The sequence below is a fragment of the Cedecea sp. Ae19-4 genome, assembly GCF_059801165.1.
On sequence record NZ_JBCHWG010000004.1, the window covers coordinates 228,398 to 244,711 of the forward strand.

The window sequence follows — 16,314 nt, forward strand, 5'->3', positions numbered from 1 at the left end:
AAGTAAGATGAAGTTTGTTGATGAAGCAACGATCCTGGTCGTAGCAGGTGATGGCGGTAACGGCTGCGTTAGCTTCCGTCGTGAAAAATATATCCCGAGAGGCGGCCCGGACGGTGGTGATGGTGGTGACGGTGGTGACGTATGGCTTGAAGCCGACGAGAACCTGAATACGCTTATCGATTATCGTTTTGAAAAGGCCTTCCGCGCAGAGCGTGGCCAGAACGGCCAAAGCCGCGATTGTACCGGTAAACGTGGGCATGACGTCACTGTAAAGGTACCAGTGGGTACCCGAGTGATCGATCAGGGCACCGGTGAAACCATGGGCGATATGACGCAGCATGGTCAAAAGCTGATGGTTGCCAAAGGCGGCTGGCACGGTCTGGGTAATACCCGTTTTAAATCCTCCGTAAACCGTACCCCACGTCAGAAAACGATGGGGACTCCGGGTGAAAAACGCGATCTGCAGCTAGAGCTGATGCTGCTGGCCGATGTCGGTATGTTGGGTATGCCAAATGCGGGTAAATCTACCTTTATCCGCGCGGTATCTGCAGCGAAGCCAAAAGTGGCTGATTATCCGTTTACTACGCTAGTGCCAAGCCTGGGCGTTGTTCGTATGGACAATGAAAAGAGCTTCGTTGTCGCGGATATCCCGGGGCTTATCGAGGGCGCCGCTGACGGCGCTGGTTTGGGCATTCGCTTCCTTAAGCACCTTGAGCGCTGCCGCGTATTGCTGCATCTCATTGACATTGAACCTATCGATGGCTCTGACCCGGTTGAAAACGCCCGCATCATCGTTGGCGAACTGGAGAAATACAGCGAAAGCCTGGCGTCAAAACCTCGCTGGCTCGTGTTTAACAAAATCGACCTGATGGATAAAGCGCAGGCCGAAGAAAAAGCGAAAGCCATTGCCGAAGCGCTTGGTTGGGAAGATAAATACTACCTGATCTCCGCTGCCAGTCAGATGGGCGTGAAAGATCTCTGCTGGGATGTGATGACCTTTATCATCGAGAACCCGATTACGGCGGCTGAGGTCGCTAAGCAGCCAGAGAAAGTCGAGTTTATGTGGGATGATTACCATCGCCAGCAGCTCGATGAAATGGAAGCTGAAGCAGAAGAAGACTGGGATGACGACTGGGATGATGAAGACGACGAAGGCGTCGAAATTATCTACCAGAAGTAAGTTTCAACGAAGAAGGCCGGTGCTCCCGGCCTTTTTTATTGGATGCTGTTCGGAAGCCAGCAGTCAGCCTGCAAGCCGCCTTCCACACGATTGCCCAACGCCAGGCGGCCATGGTGAAGCTGAATAATCCGCTGCACAATGTTCAGACCCAGTCCGCTACCGCCATAGCGCTGATCCATACGCCTGAAGGGTTCCGTGATTTGTTGAAGATATTCGTCTTTAATGCCCGGGCCGCTGTCGGCCACGCTCAAGAGCGTTCCACCCTCTTTTTCCGTCAATGCTATATGAATTTCGCCTTTTTCCGTGCTATAGCGGGAGGCATTTTCCAGCAGGTTACGCAACATTAAACGCAGCAGCACGGCATCACCTTGCACGGTCAGAGCGGATGCTGCAGGCCAGATTAGCTTTTGCGAGCGCTGTGCCGCCAACTCTTCCATTTCCATTTTAAGCGGCGCAATGATGTCGTCACTCCAGACCAGCGTATTGTAATGCCCGCTGGCCAGAACTTGCCCGGCGCGCGAAAGCATCAGGAGCTGTTCAATGGTATGCATAAGCTGATCTATACGTGTTAGCAGCATCGGGGCCTGCGCTACCCCATTTTTTACCATCAATTCCAGATGTAACCTGAGACCAGCAAGCGGTGTTCTCAGTTCATGGGCCGCATCGGCAGTGAATAAGCGCTCCTGTTGAATCGTATGATCCAGCCGGCCAAGCAGCTGGTTGAGGGAATTGGTTACGGCCACCATTTCGTCCATGTCGGAAAACATAGGCAGGGGAGTGAGGTTGTCGGCTGAGCGGTTAGCCAGGCTTGAACGCAGCTGATTCAGCGGGCGGGTTATCCAGGTAATTGCCCAGAAAGAGAAAAACAGCGTAAAGGCAACCATGACCAGAGAAGGCACCAACAGGGAAGCAATCGCTTCACGAATCTCTTTTTCGACCTGCTGGTTTCGGGCTTTTGCGGAGAGCGTTTCACTCACCAAAAAACCAATCTGCTCACGGCTTTCATGCCACAGCCAGACAACGCTAATCAACTGGAAGAAAAGAAGAATAAGCGCCAGCAGGATCATCAGGCGCCGGCGCATGCTGTTCATGAGCGGCTTTCCAGCCGGTAGCCAACGCCGCGCACGGTTTTGATTCTGTCTTTGCCTAATTTTCGGCGTAGGTTGTGAATGTGTACTTCAAGGGTGTTGGAGCCGGGATCGTCCTGCCAGCTGTAAATATCCTGCTGTAGCGTTTCACGGTGGACCGTCTGGCCGATTCGCATCATCAGGCGTGTCAGAAGAGCAAACTCTTTGGGCGTAATTTCTACAGCCTGATTGGCGAGCAGCACCTGCTGAGTCTGCAAATTGAGGGTTAAATCGTCTTCCTGAAGCAGATTGTCGCTGTGTCCCTGGTAGCGACGGATAAGCGCTCTCGCACGCGCCTGCAGTTCTGCAAGCGCAAAAGGCTTAACCAGATAATCATCCGCGCCGGAGTCCAGACCATTTACTCTGTCTTCAAGCGCGTCACGAGCCGTCAGGATAAGCACCGGATTTTTTACCCCACGCCGACGCCATTGACTCAACAGCGTGGCACCGTCTTTGTCCGGGAGCCCCAGGTCGAGAATGATCAGGCTGTATTCACCGCTTTGCAGCAAGGCATCAGCCTCCGCAGCCGTCGCGGCGCAGTCCAGCGCGTAGCCTTCCCCTCCTAACGCCAGCGCAAGACCTTCCTGTAACAGTAAATCGTCTTCAACAATAAGCAGTTTCATAACTAGTTATTCTGGTAAATGTCTTTGTAAAGCCGGCTTTCGAAGCGCACTAACGGGATGCGGCGATTACGCTGGTCCGCTGGTTCAACGGCATAACCAGAGAGATACTGCACAAAGGCCATGCGCTGCCCGCTTGCCGTGGTGATGAAGCCAGCCAGATTATAAACACCCTGCAATGAACCCGTTTTCGCCGACACTTTCCCATCCACGCCAGCCTGATGTAGGCCGGCACGATACTGCAGAGAGCCATCGTAGCCCGCGAGCGGCAGCATGGAGATAAAGTTTAGCTGATTATCGTTCTGCGCGATGTATTGCAGCACCTGCATCATTGTGGCCGGTGAAATCAGGTTATGACGCGAAAGGCCTGAACCATCGACGACAATACTGTTCCCCAAATCTACGCCCGCTTTTTGGCGCAATATCTGGCGTACAGCATCAGCACCTGCCCGCCAGGTGCCAGGAACACCCAGCCGGTTATGTCCGATGGTCCTGAATACGGTATCGGCAATCATGTTGTCGGATTTCTTGAGCATGATTTTAAGCAGGTCATGCAACGGGGCTGACTGTTTGCTGGCTATCACAGTGCCCGGTTCGTTGGGTTGAGTCTGGCGCAGTAGTGTTCCGCTATAGCTGATCCCTGCCTGCTTCAGTTCATCTTTAATGATGGCACCTGCATAGCTTGCACCATCCTGAATGGCAAAGGCTAAGGGCAGCGGATCGGCACGTTGTGTAAGGCAGCCGGTAAGCGTATAGCGGTTGAGATCGCCCGGGACAACATCCAGTTCGCAGTATTGAGCGTCAGGAGAACCTTTGGCCAGCGTTCTGACCTGACTAAACATCACGACCGGATAGTACGAAGCAATGCGGATATAGGCTAAATCGTCAGCTTTTGGCGCACTGTATAAGGAAATAGAGAAGCAGTTACGGTCCACGATGGCGGCGGCGGGTGGTGCGCTGAAGCATTGTGTCATGTCGTTCCACGGCCAGCCCGGTGCTTTATCGTGGCTGGCGAAAATAGACGTGTCGACCAGCACGTTGCCCTTAATCTGTTGGACGCCCGCTTTTTTTAATTCGGCAACCATGTTGCGAATATCCTGACGCTTTAGCGTAGGATCTCCGCCGAAACGAGCGATAAGATCGCCGTTAAGTACGCCATTATCGATTTGAGCACGGCTTTCCAGCGTGGTGGTAAAACGAAAATCCGGGCCCAACTGAAGGAGCGCCGCTAGCGCCGTAATCACTTTCTGCGTACTGGCAGGCAGAGCCATTTGTTGGCTGTGATAATCAATGAACGGGCTTGTCGCACCGACTTTTTGTACCATCAGCGCCAGGTTCGCCCCGTCAGGCAACTGGGAGGTGTACTCTTCAACGTTCGCAGCCTGAACATTGATGGCTACGGCAGCGGTCAACCCAATGACAAATCTCAAAAATCGCATAATCTCGCGGTAACGGCCTGGAAACGTGACCGCCATACTACGGTGCATTATGGTGCAAAGTAAACGATGACCCTCAGGGAACTCCAGGGTAAAATACCGGTCAATTTGAAAACTGTTACTGACCTGGAGTCATTACCCCGGGTCGGTTTTCTTTTATTTGTTGCCGGAGAGACTTGCGTTACCGGCCATGCTCTTAAGCCAGCACGGTGTTTACCCTGCTGCAGAGGACTGATTTTAAGAGGTATAACAAATGCAACCTATTCCGATGACCTTACGTGGCGCTGAACAACTCCGCGAAGAACTGGATTTCCTGAAGTCCGTTCGTCGCCCTGAAATCATTGCTGCGATTGCTGAAGCTCGCGAGCATGGCGATCTGAAAGAAAACGCTGAATATCATGCCGCGCGTGAGCAACAGGGCTTTTGCGAAGGCCGCATCCAGGATATCGAAGCGAAGCTTTCTAATGCTCAGGTGATCGACGTCACAAGAATGCCAAATAACGGCCGTGTGATCTTTGGTACTACCGTAACAGTATTGAACCTGGACAGTGATGAAGAGCTTACTTATCGCATCGTTGGCGACGATGAGGCTGATTTTAAAAAGAATCTTATTTCTGTAAACTCGCCTATTGCTCGCGGTCTTGTGGGCAAGGAATGCGACGATGTTGTCGTAATTCGCACGCCGGGCGGTGATGTCGAATTCGAAATCTTAAAAGTAGAATATTTGTAATTTTTACTACGCTGGCTAAAGGGTTGGCGTATTGTAAAGAAAAGAAAAAGGCCGCATAGCGGCCTTTTATCAACGAACATAGCGTGGCATTTTGCACACCTCTGCTTATTTCGGCAGAGAAATCTTACGCTCTTTAGAAGGGCGGTAGAGCACCAGCGTTTTACCGATGACCTGTACATTACAGGCGCCGGTTTCCCGCACGATGGCATCCACAATTAAGGTTTTGGTTTCGCGATCTTCCGTTGCGATCTTCACCTTGATTAATTCATGGTGCTCAAGCGCTTGTTCAATCTCGGCCAGTACCCCTTCGGTCAAACCATTATTGCCAAGCATAACCACCGGCTTGAGCGGATGGGCCAGACCTTTTAGGTGCTGTTTTTGTTTAGTACTCAGATTCATCGTATTTTTTGCTTACGTTGGGATTGAAAACGGTTCATTCTACCGCCATCTCCAGTGTATCGCCAAATCGGCTGTGCTGATTGTTAGTTAGCCTGCTATTCACGATGAACAAAGTTGGATATTGAGATGACAGGTAAGAAGCGTTCTGCCAGCTCCAGTCGCTGGCTGCAGGAACACTTTAGCGATAAATATGTTCAACAGGCACAGAAAAAGGGGTTGCGGTCCCGTGCCTGGTTTAAACTTGATGAAATACAGCAAAGTGACAAACTTTTTAAGCCAGGAATGACTATTGTTGATCTTGGTGCTGCACCTGGCGGGTGGTCACAATATGTCGTGACGCAAATCGGGAATCAGGGGCGAATCATCGCTTGCGATCTTTTACCAATGGATCCTATCGTTGGTGTGGACTTCCTTCAGGGCGATTTTCGTGATGAATTAGTCGTCAAGGCCCTGCTGGAACGTGTTGGTGACAGTAAAGTGCAGGTTGTCATGTCAGATATGGCGCCAAACATGAGCGGGACACCGGCAGTCGATATTCCCCGCGCTATGTACTTGGTTGAACTGGCACTGGAAATGTGTCGGGACGTGCTGGCGCCGGGCGGTAGTTTTGTAGTGAAAGTGTTTCAGGGCGAAGGTTTCGATGAATACCTGCGAGAAATTCGCTCCCTGTTTACGACGGTTAAAGTTCGTAAACCGGACTCTTCTCGTGCCCGCTCACGTGAAGTGTACATTGTAGCGACCGGGCGCAAACTATAGTACCCTGACGCTGTTTGTTAACACAGTTGTAATATGAGGTTAATCCCTTGAGTGACATGGCGAAAAACCTAATACTCTGGCTGGTCATTGCCGTTGTGCTAATGTCTGTATTCCAGAGCTTTGGGCCCAGCGAGTCAAATGGCCGTAGGGTGGATTACTCCACTTTCCTGTCTGAAGTTAATCAGGACCAGGTTCGCGAAGCGCGCATCAACGGACGTGAAATCAACGTTACCAAGAAAGATAGTAACCGATACACGACTTACATCCCCGTTAATGATCCCAAGCTGCTTGATAATCTGATTACCAAGAACGTGAAAGTTGTGGGCGAACCGCCTGAAGAGCAAAGTCTGCTGGCAACTATCTTCATTTCCTGGTTCCCAATGCTGCTGCTGATTGGGGTCTGGATCTTCTTTATGCGTCAAATGCAGGGCGGCGGTGGCAAAGGTGCCATGTCGTTCGGTAAGAGCAAGGCGCGCATGCTAACGGAAGACCAAATCAAAACCACCTTTGCTGACGTCGCTGGCTGTGATGAAGCGAAAGAAGAGGTGGGTGAGCTGGTTGAATACCTCCGTGAGCCGAGCCGCTTCCAGAAACTGGGCGGTAAAATCCCGAAAGGCGTCCTGATGGTCGGCCCTCCGGGTACGGGTAAAACGCTGTTGGCAAAAGCGATTGCTGGCGAAGCGAAAGTACCGTTCTTCACAATTTCCGGTTCTGACTTTGTTGAAATGTTCGTTGGTGTTGGTGCATCCCGTGTGCGTGACATGTTCGAACAGGCCAAAAAAGCGGCACCTTGTATTATCTTCATCGATGAAATCGATGCCGTAGGTCGTCAGCGTGGTGCTGGTCTGGGCGGTGGTCACGACGAACGTGAGCAAACCCTGAACCAAATGCTGGTTGAGATGGATGGCTTTGAAGGTAACGAAGGGATCATCGTTATTGCGGCAACTAACCGTCCTGACGTGCTTGACCCTGCGCTGCTGCGTCCTGGTCGTTTCGACCGTCAGGTTGTCGTGGGTCTGCCAGATGTTCGTGGCCGTGAGCAAATCTTGAAAGTTCATATGCGTCGCGTACCGCTTGCACCGGACATCGATGCCGCAATTATCGCTCGTGGTACACCTGGCTTCTCTGGTGCCGATTTGGCTAACCTGGTAAACGAAGCTGCGCTGTTTGCTGCTCGCGGTAACAAGCGTGTGGTGTCGATGGTTGAATTCGAGAAAGCGAAAGACAAAATCATGATGGGGGCAGAACGTCGCTCCATGGTGATGACGGAAGCGCAGAAAGAATCGACCGCTTATCACGAAGCAGGCCATGCGATTATCGGTCGCCTGGTACCGGAGCACGATCCGGTCCATAAGGTAACGATTATCCCTCGTGGCCGCGCCCTCGGTGTGACCTTCTTCCTGCCTGAAGGCGACGCAATTAGCGCCAGCCGTCAGAAACTGGAAAGTCAGATTTCCACGCTGTATGGCGGTCGTCTGGCTGAAGAGATTATCTACGGGGCAGAACATGTTTCTACCGGTGCGTCGAACGACATTAAAGTAGCGACTAACCTGGCTCGTAACATGGTGACTCAGTGGGGCTTCTCCGACAAACTTGGCCCGCTGCTGTATGCGGAAGAAGACGGTGAAGTATTCCTGGGCCGTTCAGTGGCAAAAGCGAAGCATATGTCTGATGAGACTGCGCGTATCATCGATCAGGAAGTTAAATCCCTGATTGAACGCAACTATGCCCGTGCTCGCCAGTTGCTGAATGAGAACATGGATATTCTGCACACCATGAAAGACGCATTGATGAAGTATGAAACCATCGATGCCCCGCAGATTGACGATCTGATGGCGCGCCGTGAAGTTCGCCCGCCAGCAGGTTGGGAAGATGCGAGCAAAAACAGCAATAACTCTGACAACAACGGTACCCCGAATGCACCACGCCCGGTTGATGAACCGCGTACGCCAAATCCGGGCAACACGATGTCTGAGCAGTTGGGCGACAAATAAGACGCTCACGCAGATGTTTTTGCAGTAATCTATAAACCCCGGGCCTGCCCCGGGGTTTTTGTTTTTGTACAGCCTAAGACGAACGCAAAGGAAGAAGCATGAAACTCACCGCGCAAGGCTCCACGTTGGATCTCTCGCATCCTCACGTCATGGGGATTTTAAACGTCACGCCGGACTCCTTTTCCGACGGTGGTCAGCACAATTCCCTGGTGGAGGCCCTCAAGCATGCAAATGCGATGATCAATGCCGGGGCGACAATCATCGACGTTGGCGGAGAGTCAACCCGGCCTGGCGCGGCAGAGGTGAGCACAGAAGAAGAACTTGAGCGCGTTATTCCGGTGGTCGAAGCGATCGCTCAACGGTTTGAAGTCTGGGTCTCAGTGGATACATCAAAAGCCGAAGTTATTCGTGCATCTGCACGAGTAGGGGCGCATCTTATCAACGATATTCGTTCCTTAACGGAACCAGGTGCGCTAGCTGCCGCTGCGGAAACGGGGCTCCCTGTTTGCCTGATGCATATGCAGGGCGAACCGAAAACGATGCAACAGGCACCACAGTACGATGACGTATTTTCCGATGTGAATCGCTTTTTTGTGGAGCACGTTGCCCGCTGCGAAGCCGCAGGGATTTCAAAAGATAAATTGCTGCTCGACCCGGGCTTTGGTTTCGGTAAGAATCTCACCCACAATTATCAGTTATTGGCTCGCCTTTCGGAATTTCATCACTACGGTATGCCGCTACTGGTAGGCATGTCCCGTAAATCGATGGTCGGGCAACTGCTTAATGTTGGCCCGGATCAGCGCCTGAGCGGTAGCCTTGCCTGCGCGGTGATTGCTGCGATGCAGGGGGCTCAAATTCTTCGCGTTCATGACGTAAAAGAGACTGTTGAAGCTATGCGCGTGGTCGAAGCTACGCTTTCAGTGAAGGAAAACAAATACTATGAGTAACCGTAAATATTTTGGCACCGATGGTATCCGTGGTCGCGTGGGCGATGCACCTATTACCCCTGATTTTGTTCTGAAGCTTGGCTGGGCTGCGGGTAAAGTCCTGGCTCGTCATGGTTCGCGTAAGATTATTATCGGTAAGGACACGCGTATTTCCGGCTACATGCTGGAATCTGCACTGGAAGCAGGTCTGGCTGCAGCCGGGTTGTCTGCTTCGTTTACTGGTCCAATGCCTACGCCTGCGGTTGCTTATTTAACTCGTACATTCCGCGCTGAAGCCGGGATTGTTATCTCCGCCTCACACAACCCGTTCTATGATAACGGTATAAAATTCTTCTCGATCGACGGGACTAAACTGCCGGATGAGGTCGAAGAAGCTATTGAAGCGGAGATGGAAAAAGAGATCACCTGCGTGGATTCGGCGGAGTTGGGTAAAGCCAGCCGTATTGTCGATGCAGCAGGGCGCTATATTGAATTCTGCAAAGGCACGTTCCCGAACGAACTGAGCCTTAATGGCCTTAAAATCGTCGTAGACTGCGCCAACGGCGCGACTTACCACATTGCCCCGAATGTATTGCGTGAACTGGGTGCAAAAGTCATTGCCATCGGCTGTGAGCCGGATGGGGTGAATATTAATGAAAAATGCGGTGCGACCGATGTGCGTATGCTGCAAGAGCGCGTGCTGGCGGAAAAAGCCGATCTAGGCATCGCGTTTGACGGCGACGGCGACCGGGTAATTATGGTGGATAACCAGGGCCTTAAAGTCGATGGCGATCAGATCCTTTATATCGTTGCCCGGGAAGGATTACGTCAGGGGCAGCTTCGCGGCGGTGCCGTGGGTACGCTAATGAGTAATATGGGACTTGAAGTCGCGCTGAAGCAGTTGGGTATTCCTTTTGCCCGCGCGAAAGTTGGCGACCGCTATGTTCTGGAAAAACTGCAGGAGAAAGGCTGGCGAATTGGGGCTGAAAACTCCGGTCACGTCATTCTGCTGGACCAAACCACCACCGGTGATGGCATAGTCGCAGGTTTGCAAGTGCTTACCGCAATGGTTCGTAACCATATGAGCCTGCACGATCTCTGCAGCGGAATGAAATTGTTCCCGCAGATTCTGGTTAACGTTCGCTTTACCGCAGGCAGCGGCGATCCGCTTGAAAACGAAGAGGTTAAGCGCGTTACGGCTGAAGTGGAAGCTGCATTGGGCAGCCGTGGACGGGTGTTGCTGCGTAAATCCGGAACGGAGCCACTCATTCGCGTGATGGTCGAGGGTGAAGATGAAGCCCAGGTTACCGCGTTTGCTCATCAGATCGCAGACGCAGTGAAGGCCGTTTAATATTTTTTCTTCGCAAACTGATTGAAAAGGCGGCAGTTGCCGCCTGTTTCTTTGGTGGAAATTACTTGTTTGCTGTTTTTTTCCGCAGTCAGTGCATTGTTAATAAATTGCCCTTGCGCACCAGTCTGGCTTTGGTTAGTATTCTCACCCGCTTCAGTGGGTAATGACAAACGTATCCGCTTAACTGGTTTGAAGCAATTGGCGTGCGGTAACCCCGCAAGGAACAGGTTGATTATGTACGAAGCTCTTTTAGTTGTTTTCCTTATTGTAGCGTTAGGCCTTGTAGGTCTTATCATGCTGCAGCAAGGTAAAGGCGCTGATATGGGAGCCTCCTTCGGAGCAGGCGCTTCCGCTACGTTATTCGGTTCAAGTGGTTCTGGTAACTTCATGACTCGCATGACCGGTGTGCTCGCAACGTTGTTCTTTATCCTGAGCCTGGTTCTGGGTAACCTCAGCACCAACAAAACCAGTAAAGGAAGCGAGTGGGAAAATTTAAGTCAGCCAGCACAAACTGAGCAGACTGCGCCAGCGGCACCTACCAAGCCGAGCAGCGATATCCCACAGTAAGTTTGTCAGCTTCAATGCGGTGACATGAAGGTTACCGTGTTCAAAGAGTGCCGAGGTGGTGGAATTGGTAGACACGCTACCTTGAGGTGGTAGTGCCCGATTGGGCTTACGGGTTCAAGTCCCGTCCTCGGTACCAAATCCTAGCAATTCTTGCATTTAATGCAATTCTGGCGTAGTATTTGCCACGTTTTCGGACGCGGGGTGGAGCAGCCTGGTAGCTCGTCGGGCTCATAACCCGAAGGTCGTCGGTTCAAATCCGGCCCCCGCAACCACTTTCCCTGAGAGTTCTTTTTCAAATATACTGTGAACACCAGTTTCGGTGCCTTCGCGAAGAATTTAGAAAAAAATTCTCCTGGACGGTGTCCGGGCCGCAGTTGCGGCATACAGGGTTCAGTTATATAAAGCCCCGATTTATCGGGGTTTTTTGTTATCTGACTTTAGAATAACTGGGCTATATGCCCTTTTTTTATGTCTTGGGGGTGGGCTTGTCCACATTAGAGCAAAAATTAACAGAGATGATTTCAGCACCGGTCGAAGCACTGGGCTATGAACTTGTAGGCATCGAATTCGTTCGGGGCCGCACGTCTACGCTGCGCATCTATATTGATAGTGAAGATGGCATCAATGTTGATGATTGTGCTGATGTCAGTCACCAGGTCAGTGCCGTACTGGATGTCGAAGATCCCATCACCGTGGCCTATAACCTGGAAGTGTCCTCACCTGGCCTCGATCGCCCAATGTTCACCGCAGAACACTACGTTCGTTTTACCGGCGAAGAAGTGAGCATTGTATTGCGTATGGCTGTGCAAAACCGCCGCAAATGGCAGGGTATTATTAAAGCCGTAGACGGTGAGATGATCACGGTAACGGTCGAAGGAAAAGACGAAGTGTTCGCGCTGAGCAACATCCAGAAAGCGAACCTGGTACCCCACTTTTAATAGTTTGGATTGAGGTGAAAACCCAGGATGAACAAAGAAATTTTGGCTGTTGTTGAAGCAGTTTCCAACGAAAAAGCGCTGCCGCGTGAGAAGATTTTCGAAGCGCTGGAAAGTGCGCTGGCAACGGCGACCAAGAAAAAATACGAGCAAGAAATTGACGTTCGCGTTGAGATCGACCGCAAAAGCGGTGATTTCGATACCTTCCGCCGTTGGGTTATCGTTGAAGAAGTCACTCAACCTACGCGTGAAATCACTCTCGAAGCGGCTCAGTTTGAAGATCCGGCTCTCGGCCTCGGCGATTACGTTGAAGACGAAATTGAGTCCGTCACCTTTGACCGTATCACCACTCAAACTGCGAAGCAGGTTATCGTGCAGAAGGTTCGCGAAGCCGAACGTGCGATGGTAGTAGATCAGTTCCGCGATCAGGAAGGTGAGATTGTTACCGGTGTAGTGAAAAAAGTTAACCGCGACAATATCTCCCTTGAACTGAAATCGGAAGGCATGTCCGGCAACGCTGAAGCTGTGATTCTGCGTGAAGATATGCTGCCACGTGAAAACTTCCGCCCGGGCGACCGCATTCGCGGCGTGCTTTACGCAGTACGTCCTGAAGCTCGCGGTGCGCAGTTGTTCGTTAGCCGTTCCAAACCTGAAATGCTGATCGAACTGTTCCGCATTGAAGTGCCGGAAATCGGTGAAGAAGTTATCGAAATTAAAGCCGCCGCACGCGATCCGGGCTCTCGCGCCAAAATCGCCGTGAAAACAAACGACAAACGTATCGACCCGGTCGGTGCTTGCGTTGGTATGCGCGGTGCGCGCGTTCAGGCGGTTTCTACTGAGTTAGGCGGTGAGCGTATTGATATCGTGCTGTGGGACGACAACCCGGCGCAGTTTGTTATCAACGCAATGGCACCGGCCGACGTAGCATCCATTGTTGTCGACGAAGACAAACATACGATGGATATCGCGGTAGAGGCAGGCAACCTGGCACAGGCCATTGGCCGTAACGGTCAGAACGTTCGCCTGGCATCACAGCTGAGCGGCTGGGAACTCAACGTTATGACCGTTGATGACCTGCAGGCTAAACATCAGGCTGAAGCGCATGCGGCTATTGATACCTTTACCAAATACCTCGATATTGACGAGGATTTCGCCACCGTGTTGGTCGAAGAAGGTTTCTCCACGCTTGAAGAACTGGCCTATGTGCCAATGAAAGAGCTGCTGGAAATCGACGGCCTTGATGAAGATACCGTGGAAGCATTACGCGATCGCGCTAAAAACGCGCTCACCACACTGGCTCTGGCACAAGAAGAGAGCCTTGGCGATAAAAAACCTACTGAGGATCTGCTGAACCTCGAAGGGATGGATCGCCCGCTGGCCTTTAAACTGGCTGCTCGTGGTGTTAGCTCGCTGGAAGACCTTGCCGAGCAAGGTGTTGACGACCTGTCTGATATCGAAGGCTTAACGGATGAGAAAGCCGGCGAGTTGATCATGGCAGCGCGTAACATTTGCTGGTTTGGCGGCGAAGCGTAATAAACTGTAGCAGGAAGGAACAGCATGACAGATGTAACCGTAAAAGCGCTGGCCGCAGAGATTCAGACCTCCGTGGACCGCCTGGTACAGCAATTTGCTGATGCAGGGATCCCGAAGTCTGCTGATGACTCCGTTTCGGCGCAAGAGAAACAAACGCTGCTGGCTCACCTGAACCACGAACATGGTTCAGGCCCAGACAAGTTGACTTTACAGCGCAAAACGCGCAGTACTTTAAACATTCCAGGTACCGGTGGGAAAAGTAAATCGGTACAAATCGAAGTCCGCAAGAAGCGCACCTTTGTGAAACGTGATCCGCAAGAGGCAGAACGCCTTGCTGCGGAAGAACAGGCGCAGCGTGAAGCGGAAGAGCAAGCCCAGCGTGAGGCAGAGGAAGCTGCCAAACGTGCGGCACAAGATAAAGCTAAGCGTGAAGCTGAAGAACAAGCTAAGCGCGAAGCCGCTGATAAAGCGAAACGTGAAGCTGCGGAAAAAGACAAAGTGAGCAATCAACAAACTGATGAAATGACGAAAGCCGCCCACGCCGAGAAGGCTCGCCGTGAAGCGGAAGCTGCTGAACTGAAGCGTAAAGCTGAAGAAGAAGCCCGTCGCAAACTCGAAGAAGATGCCCGTCGCGTGGCGGAAGAAGCCCGTAAAATGGCTGAAGCTAACGCTGGCGTTTGGGAAGAGCAGGAGAAGGTGGAAGACGATAAGTCTGACTATCACGTCACCACTTCCCAGCACGCTCGTCAGGCAGAAGACGAAAACGATCGTGAAGTTGAAGGCGGTCGTGGTCGTGGTCGTACTGCAGCTAAAGCGCCGCGTCAGAAAAAAGCTGGCGGTAAGCACGGCGAGTCTAAAGCTGACCGTGAAGAAGCTCGTGCAGCCGTTCGCGGTGGCAAAGGTAAGCGTAAGCCAAGCAGCCTGCAGCAGGGCTTCACCAAGCCAGCACAGGCCGTTAACCGTGACGTTGTGATTGGTGAAACCATCAGCGTTGCTGAACTGGCTAACAAAATGGCCGTTAAAGGCTCTCAGGTCATCAAAGCGATGATGAAGCTGGGCGCAATGGCGACCATCAACCAGGTTATCGATCAAGAAACCGCTCAGCTGGTTGCTGAGGAGATGGGCCACAAAGTTATCCTGCGTCGTGAGAACGAGCTGGAAGAAGCGGTAATGAGCGACCGTGACACCGGCGCTGCGGCAGAAACCCGTGCACCGGTTGTGACCATCATGGGTCACGTTGACCACGGTAAAACTTCTCTGCTGGACTACATCCGTTCTACTAAAGTTGCCTCCGGCGAAGCGGGTGGTATTACCCAGCACATCGGTGCTTACCACGTAGAAACCGACAACGGAATGGTTACCTTCCTGGATACCCCAGGTCACGCAGCATTTACTTCTATGCGTGCTCGTGGTGCTCAGGCAACGGATATCGTTGTTCTGGTTGTTGCTGCCGATGATGGCGTAATGCCACAGACTATCGAAGCTATCCAGCACGCAAAAGCGGCGCAGGTACCGGTAGTTGTCGCGGTGAACAAAATCGATAAGCCAGAAGCGGATCCGGATCGCGTTAAAAACGAACTGTCCCAGTATGGCATCATGCCGGAAGAGTGGGGCGGCGAAAGCCAGTTCATCCACGTTTCTGCAAAAGCCGGTACCGGTATCGACGACCTGCTGGATGCAATCCTGCTGCAGGCCGAAGTTCTGGAGCTGAAAGCCGTCCGTAAAGGTATGGCAAGCGGCGTGGTCATCGAATCCTTCCTGGATAAAGGTCGTGGTCCGGTTGCTACCGTTCTTGTGCGTGAAGGTACTCTGAACAAAGGCGATATCGTTCTGTGTGGCTTCGAATACGGCCGTGTACGTGCGATGCGTGACGAGATGGGGCGTGAAGTGACCGAAGCGGGTCCTTCTATTCCAGTTGAGATCCTCGGCCTGTCCGGCGTGCCTGCCGCGGGTGACGAAGTGACCGTTGTTCGTGACGAGAAGAAAGCTCGTGAAGTTGCTCTGTATCGTCAGGGTAAATTCCGTGAAGTGAAACTGGCTCGTCAGCAGAAATCCAAACTGGAAAACATGTTCGCCAACATGACCGAAGGCGAAGTGTCCGAAGTGAACATCGTGCTGAAGGCAGACGTTCAGGGTTCTGTGGAAGCAATCAGCGACTCCCTGCTGAAACTGTCTACCGATGAAGTTAAAGTTAAAATCATCGGTTCCGGCGTGGGTGGGATCACCGAAACTGACGCAACGCTGGCTGCAGCATCCAACGCCATTCTGGTTGGCTTCAACGTCCGTGCTGATGCGTCTGCGCGCCGCGTGATTGAAGCAGAAAGCCTGGATCTGCGTTACTACTCCGTCATCTATAACCTGATCGACGAAGTGAAAGCGGCGATGAGCGGTATGCTGTCTCCAGAGCTGAAACAGCAGATCATCGGCCTGGCTGAAGTTCGTGATGTCTTCAAATCACCGAAGTTTGGCGCGATTGCTGGCTGTATGGTTACCGAAGGTGTGGTGAAACGTCACAACCCAATCCGCGTACTGCGCGACAACGTGGTTATCTATGAAGGCGAGCTGGAATCCCTGCGCCGCTTCAAAGATGACGCAAGCGAAGTCCGTAACGGTATGGAATGTGGTATCGGCGTTAAGAACTACAACGACGTGCGCGTGGGCGATATGATCGAAGTCTTCGAAATTATCGAGATCAAGCGTACCATCTCCTGATAGCCGTACCGCATCAACTATCTTAGGGGGGCCGTGTGCCCCCCGTTT

General features: G+C 52.2%; 15 protein-coding genes and 2 tRNA genes. 12 read left to right on the forward strand and 5 right to left on the reverse strand.

Going from position 1 to position 16,314, the window contains the following annotated elements:
• Window positions 1-7: 7 nt before the first annotated feature.
• Window positions 8-1,180, forward strand: coding sequence for an Obg family GTPase CgtA (cgtA, locus tag AAIE02_RS22255; protein ID WP_008454808.1), 1,173 nt, complete (start codon window positions 8-10; stop codon window positions 1,178-1,180).
• Between the two features lie 35 nt (window positions 1,181-1,215).
• Here cgtA and pmrB read toward each other — a convergent pair whose 3' ends face one another.
• From pmrB to dacB, 3 genes are read right to left on the reverse strand one after another with little or no spacing between them, the layout of a single operon-like run.
• Window positions 1,216-2,271 carry a two-component system sensor histidine kinase PmrB gene (gene pmrB, locus AAIE02_RS22260; RefSeq protein ID WP_498533263.1) on the reverse strand — a complete coding sequence of 352 codons (1,056 nt, stop codon included), beginning with the start codon at window positions 2,269-2,271 and terminating at the stop codon, window positions 1,216-1,218.
• Complete coding sequence (gene pmrA, locus AAIE02_RS22265; RefSeq protein ID WP_008454804.1) at window positions 2,268-2,930, reverse strand: two-component system response regulator PmrA; 663 nt, start codon at window positions 2,928-2,930, stop codon at window positions 2,268-2,270. Before pmrA ends, pmrB begins: the two co-directional genes overlap by 4 nt.
• A gap of 2 nt (window positions 2,931-2,932) precedes the next feature.
• Window positions 2,933-4,366 carry a serine-type D-Ala-D-Ala carboxypeptidase gene (gene dacB, locus AAIE02_RS22270; RefSeq protein ID WP_039305873.1) on the reverse strand — a complete coding sequence of 478 codons (1,434 nt, stop codon included), beginning with the start codon at window positions 4,364-4,366 and terminating at the stop codon, window positions 2,933-2,935.
• A 250-nt stretch (window positions 4,367-4,616) separates the two neighbouring features.
• Between dacB and greA the strand changes: the two genes are divergently transcribed.
• Window positions 4,617-5,093 (forward strand): transcription elongation factor GreA, encoded by a 477-nt coding sequence (greA, locus tag AAIE02_RS22275; RefSeq protein ID WP_008454799.1) that lies wholly within the window; start codon window positions 4,617-4,619, stop codon window positions 5,091-5,093.
• Between the two features lie 105 nt (window positions 5,094-5,198).
• Here greA and yhbY read toward each other — a convergent pair whose 3' ends face one another.
• Entirely contained in the window at window positions 5,199-5,492 is a 294-nt protein-coding gene (gene yhbY, locus AAIE02_RS22280) for a ribosome assembly RNA-binding protein YhbY (protein ID WP_008454796.1), read from the reverse strand.
• 126 nt (window positions 5,493-5,618) lie between these two features.
• Here yhbY and rlmE point away from each other — a divergent pair, with 126 nt between their 5' ends.
• The 4 genes from rlmE to glmM all read left to right on the forward strand — a co-directional run bounded on the left by rlmE (window position 5,619) and on the right by glmM (window position 10,519).
• Window positions 5,619-6,248 carry a 23S rRNA (uridine(2552)-2'-O)-methyltransferase RlmE gene (gene rlmE / locus AAIE02_RS22285; RefSeq protein ID WP_008454794.1) on the forward strand — a complete coding sequence of 210 codons (630 nt, stop codon included), beginning with the start codon at window positions 5,619-5,621 and terminating at the stop codon, window positions 6,246-6,248.
• Window positions 6,249-6,304: 56 nt separating this feature from the next.
• Window positions 6,305-8,242 (forward strand): ATP-dependent zinc metalloprotease FtsH, encoded by a 1,938-nt coding sequence (gene ftsH / locus AAIE02_RS22290; RefSeq protein ID WP_008454792.1) that lies wholly within the window; start codon window positions 6,305-6,307, stop codon window positions 8,240-8,242.
• Window positions 8,243-8,340: 98 nt separating this feature from the next.
• Window positions 8,341-9,189 carry a dihydropteroate synthase gene (gene folP / locus AAIE02_RS22295; RefSeq protein WP_498533264.1) on the forward strand — a complete coding sequence of 283 codons (849 nt, stop codon included), beginning with the start codon at window positions 8,341-8,343 and terminating at the stop codon, window positions 9,187-9,189.
• Window positions 9,182-10,519, forward strand: a complete 1,338-nt coding sequence (glmM, locus tag AAIE02_RS22300) for a phosphoglucosamine mutase (RefSeq protein WP_008454789.1) — start codon at window positions 9,182-9,184, stop codon at window positions 10,517-10,519. Before folP ends, glmM begins: the two co-directional genes overlap by 8 nt.
• Here the strand turns inward: glmM and AAIE02_RS22305 are convergent.
• Window positions 10,516-10,689 carry a hypothetical protein gene (locus AAIE02_RS22305; protein ID WP_157141373.1) on the reverse strand — a complete coding sequence of 58 codons (174 nt, stop codon included), beginning with the start codon at window positions 10,687-10,689 and terminating at the stop codon, window positions 10,516-10,518. The genes glmM and AAIE02_RS22305 overlap by 4 nt on opposite strands.
• Window positions 10,690-10,753: 64 nt before the next feature.
• Between AAIE02_RS22305 and secG the strand changes: the two genes are divergently transcribed.
• The 6 genes from secG to infB all read left to right on the forward strand — a co-directional run bounded on the left by secG (window position 10,754) and on the right by infB (window position 16,266).
• Window positions 10,754-11,086, forward strand: coding sequence for a preprotein translocase subunit SecG (secG, locus tag AAIE02_RS22310; RefSeq protein WP_038478508.1), 333 nt, complete (start codon window positions 10,754-10,756; stop codon window positions 11,084-11,086).
• A 49-nt stretch (window positions 11,087-11,135) separates the two neighbouring features.
• A tRNA-Leu gene (locus tag AAIE02_RS22315) sits at window positions 11,136-11,222 on the forward strand.
• Window positions 11,223-11,281: 59 nt separating this feature from the next.
• Window positions 11,282-11,358 (forward strand) — tRNA-Met (locus AAIE02_RS22320).
• 213 nt (window positions 11,359-11,571) lie between these two features.
• Complete coding sequence (gene rimP, locus AAIE02_RS22325) at window positions 11,572-12,024, forward strand: ribosome maturation factor RimP (protein ID WP_008454786.1); 453 nt, start codon at window positions 11,572-11,574, stop codon at window positions 12,022-12,024.
• Between the two features lie 27 nt (window positions 12,025-12,051).
• Window positions 12,052-13,554, forward strand: a complete 1,503-nt coding sequence (nusA, locus tag AAIE02_RS22330) for a transcription termination factor NusA (RefSeq protein WP_008454785.1) — start codon at window positions 12,052-12,054, stop codon at window positions 13,552-13,554.
• A gap of 24 nt (window positions 13,555-13,578) precedes the next feature.
• On the forward strand, window positions 13,579-16,266 hold the full coding sequence (gene infB, locus AAIE02_RS22335; RefSeq protein WP_166877795.1) for a translation initiation factor IF-2: 2,688 nt from the start codon (window positions 13,579-13,581) through the stop codon (window positions 16,264-16,266).
• Window positions 16,267-16,314: the final 48 nt, after the last annotated feature.

What these genes read in the sequence shown, in the direction of transcription:
- cgtA (WP_008454808.1), top strand. Translation starts at nt 8, where the DNA reads ATGAAGTTTGTTGATGAAGCAACGATCCTGGTCGTAGCAGGTGATGGC.
- pmrB (WP_498533263.1), bottom strand. Translation starts at nt 2,271, where the DNA reads ATGAACAGCATGCGCCGGCGCCTGATGATCCTGCTGGCGCTTATTCTT.
- pmrA (WP_008454804.1), bottom strand. Translation starts at nt 2,930, where the DNA reads ATGAAACTGCTTATTGTTGAAGACGATTTACTGTTACAGGAAGGTCTT.
- dacB (WP_039305873.1), bottom strand. Translation starts at nt 4,366, where the DNA reads ATGCGATTTTTGAGATTTGTCATTGGGTTGACCGCTGCCGTAGCCATC.
- greA (WP_008454799.1), top strand. Translation starts at nt 4,617, where the DNA reads ATGCAACCTATTCCGATGACCTTACGTGGCGCTGAACAACTCCGCGAA.
- yhbY (WP_008454796.1), bottom strand. Translation starts at nt 5,492, where the DNA reads ATGAATCTGAGTACTAAACAAAAACAGCACCTAAAAGGTCTGGCCCAT.
- rlmE (WP_008454794.1), top strand. Translation starts at nt 5,619, where the DNA reads ATGACAGGTAAGAAGCGTTCTGCCAGCTCCAGTCGCTGGCTGCAGGAA.
- ftsH (WP_008454792.1), top strand. Translation starts at nt 6,305, where the DNA reads ATGGCGAAAAACCTAATACTCTGGCTGGTCATTGCCGTTGTGCTAATG.
- folP (WP_498533264.1), top strand. Translation starts at nt 8,341, where the DNA reads ATGAAACTCACCGCGCAAGGCTCCACGTTGGATCTCTCGCATCCTCAC.
- glmM (WP_008454789.1), top strand. Translation starts at nt 9,182, where the DNA reads ATGAGTAACCGTAAATATTTTGGCACCGATGGTATCCGTGGTCGCGTG.
- secG (WP_038478508.1), top strand. Translation starts at nt 10,754, where the DNA reads ATGTACGAAGCTCTTTTAGTTGTTTTCCTTATTGTAGCGTTAGGCCTT.
- nusA (WP_008454785.1), top strand. Translation starts at nt 12,052, where the DNA reads ATGAACAAAGAAATTTTGGCTGTTGTTGAAGCAGTTTCCAACGAAAAA.
- infB (WP_166877795.1), top strand. Translation starts at nt 13,579, where the DNA reads ATGACAGATGTAACCGTAAAAGCGCTGGCCGCAGAGATTCAGACCTCC.